The sequence below is a fragment of the Lishizhenia sp. genome (assembly GCF_057456495.1).
Genome location: NZ_JBVCPV010000168.1, coordinates 1 through 6,714, shown reverse-complemented (window position 1 = coordinate 6,714; position 6,714 = coordinate 1). Strand labels below are relative to the sequence as shown.

7 protein-coding genes are annotated in these 6,714 nt (G+C 35.2%); 4 read left to right on the top strand and 3 right to left on the bottom strand.

The window, feature by feature from the left end; translation table 11 throughout:
• A partial coding sequence (locus tag AC22ZQ_RS11440; protein ID WP_318958905.1) for a T9SS type A sorting domain-containing protein occupies positions 1–253 on the top strand: 253 nt, incomplete at its 5' end.
• A gap of 156 nt (positions 254–409) precedes the next feature.
• On the top strand, positions 410–1,015 hold the full coding sequence (locus AC22ZQ_RS11435) for a hypothetical protein (RefSeq protein WP_318958904.1): 606 nt from the start codon (positions 410–412) through the stop codon (positions 1,013–1,015).
• A 15-nt stretch (positions 1,016–1,030) separates the two neighbouring features.
• Here the strand turns inward: AC22ZQ_RS11435 and AC22ZQ_RS11430 are convergent, their stop codons facing one another.
• Complete coding sequence (locus AC22ZQ_RS11430; protein ID WP_318958903.1) at positions 1,031–1,597, bottom strand: DUF4199 domain-containing protein; 567 nt, start codon at positions 1,595–1,597, stop codon at positions 1,031–1,033.
• An 8-nt stretch (positions 1,598–1,605) separates the two neighbouring features.
• Complete coding sequence (rho, locus tag AC22ZQ_RS11425; protein WP_318958902.1) at positions 1,606–3,222, bottom strand: transcription termination factor Rho; 1,617 nt, start codon at positions 3,220–3,222, stop codon at positions 1,606–1,608.
• A 362-nt stretch (positions 3,223–3,584) separates the two neighbouring features.
• Here rho and AC22ZQ_RS11420 point away from each other — a divergent pair, with 362 nt between their 5' ends.
• The gene (locus AC22ZQ_RS11420) at positions 3,585–4,160 is read left to right on the top strand and encodes a DUF4293 family protein (protein WP_318958901.1); all 576 of its coding nucleotides are present in this window, start codon (positions 3,585–3,587) and stop codon (positions 4,158–4,160) included.
• A 4-nt stretch (positions 4,161–4,164) separates the two neighbouring features.
• Positions 4,165–6,057 carry an ABC-F family ATP-binding cassette domain-containing protein gene (locus tag AC22ZQ_RS11415; protein WP_318958900.1) on the top strand — a complete coding sequence of 631 codons (1,893 nt, stop codon included), beginning with the start codon at positions 4,165–4,167 and terminating at the stop codon, positions 6,055–6,057.
• A 70-nt stretch (positions 6,058–6,127) separates the two neighbouring features.
• On the opposite strand, the gene AC22ZQ_RS11410 is transcribed toward AC22ZQ_RS11415, so the two are convergent.
• A complete protein-coding gene (locus AC22ZQ_RS11410) occupies positions 6,128–6,427 on the bottom strand; it encodes a hypothetical protein (protein WP_318958899.1) in 300 nt (99 codons plus the stop codon).
• Positions 6,428–6,714 lie beyond the last annotated feature (287 nt).

Genomic DNA, 6,714 nt, shown 5'->3' with positions numbered 1-6,714 from the left:
AGTAGAAGCTGTAAATAAAGATCTTTTCAATATTTATCCAAACCCAAACAATGGATCATTTCACATTCTATTTAATGGTATAAATGAAGGTATTGTTCGTATTTCGGACGCTCAAGGTAGAGTAGTTTATGAAAATACCTTTATGGAAAAGGCAGGAATTAATGTTCAATTACCTAAAGTAGGTAAGGGATTATATACTGTTCAAGTTTACGGTAAAGAAGAGTATACTGTTAAACGAGTGGTTGTTGAATAGTACTTTTTTTTAGGACGAATAGTTTATTGACAACCTAGCCCCGAATTATTTTCGGGGCTTTTTTTGGAAAATACTTTCTAGCAATCTAGACCCATGATTAATTTCAGGGACCTTTTTTATTTGTTCGCGTTGAATTATTGATATTTTCGTTCAAGAATGAAAACGTATCAAATTGCATTAGCCCCTATACTCGCGTATAAAAACATCTATCAATTTATAGTGCTTTTAGCCGTTGCTGCAATTCAGCAGTTTTATTTTCAACTGTTTTTTGGCGTACAGTTTCTTTTGATGTTAATCCTCTTTGCATTGTATATAATACCTTTTCCTAAAGGTAAGTACAATCTCAGTTTTGTTTCAGAATTGTCTATTTGGCTGTATATGTTTATTGGGGCCTGGTATTGTTTTGGAGATGGTATGAATGAAGCAAAATGGAGTGTTTTGATGCAACATTTAGATATTAGAATAGCTGGAGCTTTGCTTCAACTCATCATTCATAGAAAATTGATTTATTCGAATACTTTATTGAGCAATGCTTGGGTTTTTGTGATGTGTTTATACACTTGGTTTTTGATGTACAACTCCATGCATTCTTTTTACAATTATGCTGATTTATTGATAGCTTTTATTACTCTTGAGCAATGTGTGATTGCCTTGCTGTCAAAGAATGAAGAATTGTTTACTCCGTCAATATTTCATATGTTTTTAGTGAAAAAATACAGAAAGAATAATAGGCTATTGCATAAAAAAAGTCCCTCTAATTAGAAGGACTTTCAATGTTTATTTATAATAATCCCGGAGGAGTATTTTTCTAAAAATTACTGTAGTGAAGATAGAGTAGGTGACCGCTAAAACAATCAATCCTAATAAACTAAAGGTTAAGAGGAAGTTGGTATCAAATGAACTTTGAATTCCTTCTTTCATTTCTGAAAAAATTTCATCGTTGGTCATTACTGCATATTTAGCATCACTCATCTTTAAGCTGTCCACATATGCTGGGCGTTGCATAGCGTTATAGACTAAGTCTATTCTTTCTTGCGCTCTATTTTCTACATATTCAGGTGTTATATCCTTGTAATAGAAAAAGATAAACACAGATACAATTACCGCATAGGGTGTGCCTGCAATCATACCATTTTTTATATCACTTAAGGCGGTACCACTACCAAACCCTTCTTTCTTTTTTTCAAAGAACAAACCTACTGCAATAGCAAGCAACAAAAAGAAGTTATTGATTAATCCAGGTACAAACAAATCATCTTGTAATACACCTAAAGCTTTAAAAATCATTTTAAGGACTATCCATCCTGCTGCGAAAAGGAGTCCGTATTTTAATGCTGGTCTCATAACTAGAATTAACCGTTCATAGAAACTAAGAACTCTTCGTTAGACCTGGTATTTTGCATGTGTTGTTTCATGAAATCCATAGCCTCGATAGGGTTCATATCTGCCAAGTGCTTACGTAAAATCCAAATACGTTGAAGAACATCTTTGTCCATTAATAAATCTTCTCTACGTGTACCAGAAGCAAGAATATCAATAGCTGGATATATTCTACGGTTGGCGATTTTTCTATCCAACTGTAGTTCCATGTTACCTGTTCCTTTAAATTCTTCGAAGATTACTTCGTCCATTTTAGAACCTGTTTCTGTTAAGGCTGTAGCGATAATAGATAAAGAACCACCATTTTCTATCTTACGTGCCGCACCAAAGAAACGTTTAGGTTTTTGAAGAGCATTAGCATCAACACCACCAGATAATACTTTACCAGAGGCAGGAGATACCGTATTGTAAGCTCTTGCTAATCGCGTAATTGAGTCTAATAAGATACATACGTCATGACCACATTCTACCATACGTTTTGCTTTCTCCAAAACAATGTTGGCAACTTTAACGTGTCTTTCTGCTGGCTCATCAAAGGTAGAGGCAACTACTTCTGCATTTACACTTCTTGCCATATCTGTAACCTCTTCCGGTCTTTCATCAATCAACAATACTATTAAGTATGTTTCAGGGTGGTTGGCAGCAATTGCGTTGGCAACATCCTTTAATAAAACAGTTTTACCCGTTTTCGGTTGTGCTACAATCATACCACGTTGACCTTTACCAATAGGAGCAAATAAATCCATAATACGCGTAGAAGTACTTTCTTGCGCGTGACCTGTTAATTTAAATTTCTCATCTGGGAAAAGAGGAGTAAGGTATTGGAAAGGAACTCTATCTCTAATGTAAGACGGAGATCTACCGTTAATCGAATCAACCTTTACTAAAGGGAAGTACTTTTCTCCTTCACGAGGAGGACGAATTGTACCTAATACAGTATCACCTGTTTTTAATCCGAATAATTTTATTTGAGAATGACTTACGTATACATCATCCGGTGAAGGAAGGTAGTTGTAGTCAGAAGATCTTAAGAATCCGTAACCATCTTGAATGATTTCTAATACTCCTTCTGCAGAAACAATTCCTGATAAATCGAATTTATCTTCTTTTTGTTTTCTGTTTTGTTTTTGAGGAGCTTTGTTTTGATCTTGATTGTGGTTGTTGTCGTTAGATTTACGTTGCCTAGGGTTGTTGGCTTTATCGTTGTTCTCTTTCGAGGCTCTTTGATCGTTCTTTTGGTTGTGGTGGCGGTTGTCGGGTTTCTTGTTTTCTTTCTGTGGCGTCGTTTTTTCTGGGTTGTCCGCAGTTAAGATTCTTCCTGCCGGTTTTTCGCTGGCTTCATTTTCTGTTTTGGGCCTACGTTTTCTTCGTGCGGGAGCGTCTTTTACTTCAATGGGAGCATTTTTGCTCTCTTTTTGTGGTGCTGCTTCTGCAGGAGCTGGAGCAGCTTCCTCTTTTTGTTGAGCATCTCCAGTGATAAGGTCAACTAACTCTGCCTTTCTATATGATTCAACGCGCTTAATACCAATTGTTTTCGCAATTTCGCGTAATTCAGGAAGTTTCTTTCCTGCTAAATCAGCTTTATTCATAAAGTTGAATTGAGATTTAAAATATCGATTTTATATAATACTTGAGTAATCTAGTAATTGTCTAACTCACAATGAGGTCGTGGGTTGTGCAGACAATGCAAGTATACAAATATTAATTAATATTTTTTTAAAATTTCAACTTTTTTATTTATACATGTATGTATTTGAACTTTAGAGCCCTTTATCCTTGAAATAAAGAAGTAAATCATTCCTTAATCATGGAATAAAAGATGGGGGTACTGTTTTTCGTTCTTCCTAGTTCATTCTATCATATAAGTTGAATCAAACTGTACAAAATAAACTTAAGGGGAATGGGGCAGACTTTTAAAGGAAGTTTATCTTTGCTTAAAATTTAATAAAGCATGTTACAGAGAATACAAACGATTTACTACGCCTTGGCAGTGATTTGTCTTTTGGTCTTGACCCTTGGGTTAGATGTTTACACCTACGATGGTGCTATTTCAGATTCATTTGAACTAACAGCACACTACAATTCTTATGGAGTGCAAGTAGAGGGTACTGCGCGCGAAAATTTAGTGCCAGAAAAAGCCGAAGCATTAAAAGAATATCTTCAATTGGAAGAAGGAAGTTCTTTGGCAAGTTTTTCAACTTCTACTGTAAGTTTTCCATTTTATATTATTTCAATTCTTATTCTACTCTTAACACTTGGAGCTATGGTTAGCTTCAAAAACTATAAACGCCAAATTAGAATGGGGCGTATGGCTTTTTTCTTTGCCCTAGTTTCCCTGATCGCAACAGTTGTTTTGTTTTACCTATCGGGAGAGGGTATGGAAACGCTTGTTGGAGAAGAAGGAGTAGTTAAAAATATTGGATTTGCTTTTTATGCCTTAGCGTTAAGTGTAGCGTTTATTTTCTTGGGAAATATTGGTGTGAGAAGAGATCAAAAATTAATTTCAAGCTTAGACCGTTTAAGGTAATTGTATGAATTTTTTATCCGTTGAAAACCTCACCAAAACATTTGGTGATAGACTTATTTTTGAAGATTTAACCTTTGGTATTGAGCAAGGGCAAAAGGCCGCTATTGTTGCTAAAAATGGTAAGGGTAAATCTACCTTATTGAAATGTTTGTTGGGCACTGAGCCCTACGATGATGGTAGAGTTGTGTTTCGTAAAGATATACGCGTGGCTTACTTAGAACAAGCAGAGAATTTGGATGAAAGTCATACCATTATAGAAGAGGTTTTTAACCATGATCTTCCTAAACTAAAAGTTGTAAAAGAATACAACAAGGCCATGAAAGAAAACGATGAAAAGCGCATAGAAGAGCTTTTTGTCGAAATTTCTGAATTGAATGCCTGGGATACAGAAGTGAAGGTTCAACAGATCTTGTCTAAGTTGAAATTAGATAATGTTGACTTACCTATCTCGGTATTATCAGGAGGACAGAAGAAACGAGTGGCTTTGGCCAAAGTTTTAATTGCTGAGCCTGACTTTTTAATTCTAGATGAGCCCACCAACCACCTGGATTTAGATATGATAGAATGGTTGGAAGATTACCTAGGTACTTCTAAATCTACCATTCTAATGGTAACGCACGACAGGTACTTCTTGGAGGTAGTATGTGATACTATATTAGAATTGGAGGATCACACCATCTACAAATACAAAGGAAACTTTTCTTACTATTTAGAGAAGAAAGCTGAGCGAGAAGAGCAGTTTGAAACTACCGTTACCAAGGCCCGCAGTAAGATGCGTACGGAATTGGAATGGATGCGTCGTCAGCCAAAGGCAAGAGGAACGAAGCAAAAAGCGCGTATTGATTCTTTCCATGACTTAAAGAAAGTAGCCAAGCAAAACATCAACAAAGAAGAGTTGGAGTTGGGGGTGAAAATGGAGCGTTTAGGAACCAAGATTCTCGAGCTTCATAAAATTGGTAAATCCTTCGGAGATAAAAAGATAATTGAGGAGCTTACCTATACTTTCAAACGTAATGAAAGACTAGGAATTGTTGGTAACAACGGTACAGGCAAATCTACTTTCTTAAATATGATCATGGGGCAGGAGCCGCTTGATAAAGGGAAAATAGTTATCGGTGAAACGGTTGTTTTTGGTTATTACTCACAAGAAAATATTCAGGTAGACGACAATAAAAAGGTAATCGATGTGATTCGTGAAATTGCTGAATACATTCCTTTAGAAAAAGGTAGACAAATGTCTGCTGCACAATTCTTAGAGAAATTCTTATTCCCTCGAGATATGCATTACAATTATGTGTATAAATTGAGTGGAGGGGAGAAACGTCGTTTAAAATTGATGACGGTCCTGATGGCCAATCCTAACTTTTTAATACTGGATGAGCCTACCAATGATTTGGATATTTTCGTTTTGAATGTTTTGGAGGATTATTTGCGTTCTTTCCAAGGGGCATTAATCATTGTATCTCACGATAGATATTTCATGGATAAAATGGTGGACCACTTATTTGTTTTTGAAGGAGAAGGGAAAATCAAAGATATCATTGGAAATTATACGGCGTATCGAGAACAGCTCAAAGCAGCCGATAAACTAGAAAAAGAAGAAAATAGACAACGTAAGAAAGAGGAGCAACTTGAAGCTGCAAAGGAAGTAGTTGTTGAAAAACCGAAACCTGTAGTAGAAAAACGTAAACTAACTTACAAGGAAAAAACTGAGTTTGAAGCTTTGGATGGTGAAATTATGTCTTTAGAAGAAGAGAAAGAAAAGTTAACAGCTAAACTTTCAAATCCTGATGTGAGCTCTGAAGAACTTAATGATGCGAGTAAACGTTTAGGTGAGGTGGTTGCTGAAATTGAGCAGAAAAGTGATCGATGGATGGAATTGGCTGAATTTGCTTAATTAAAATATTGAAGACTAAAAAAAGAGGCTACGCTTTAAAGTGTAGCCTCTTTTTTATTACCCTAATATTTTATTTAGAAATAACAATACAACTTAGTTTAACAGTAGTACCCATCATGCATATATTCATTTCTTCAACTTTTTCGTAGTTTATTTCAACCGTATTACCTTTATTTAATTCAATCTTCATGTCTTCAAGGTTTGTGGGGTTCAGCACTTCACCATTTTCTAATTGTAATAACCAACCACAACCATCAACTCCACTTATAACCGTAGCTGTTTTTGAGCCATCACAGGCATTTTTAGTAGATACACAAGCACTTAGCATGTTTCCTAAAATGATGAGAACAATGAAGAAGATATTTTTCATATTAAGTAATTGGATGAATTATTAAAGATAAAAGATTTAAAGTTATGCCAACTCTCGTAAAAATAGGCATCCCCTCCGAGATGCCTATATTACGTGTATACTCAAAATTAATTTATGAAAATTACGTGGTCAGGTGTTTCTGACAATTCGAGTGCTTTTAATATTGTTTCTTTTTAATGTGCTTGTTGATGAAGTAGTTACATACAATATTAGAATAATAAGAATTATCTATGTATACCACTTAAATATTTAATTCACCGTTTGTCATTACAAGATTAAAATATATT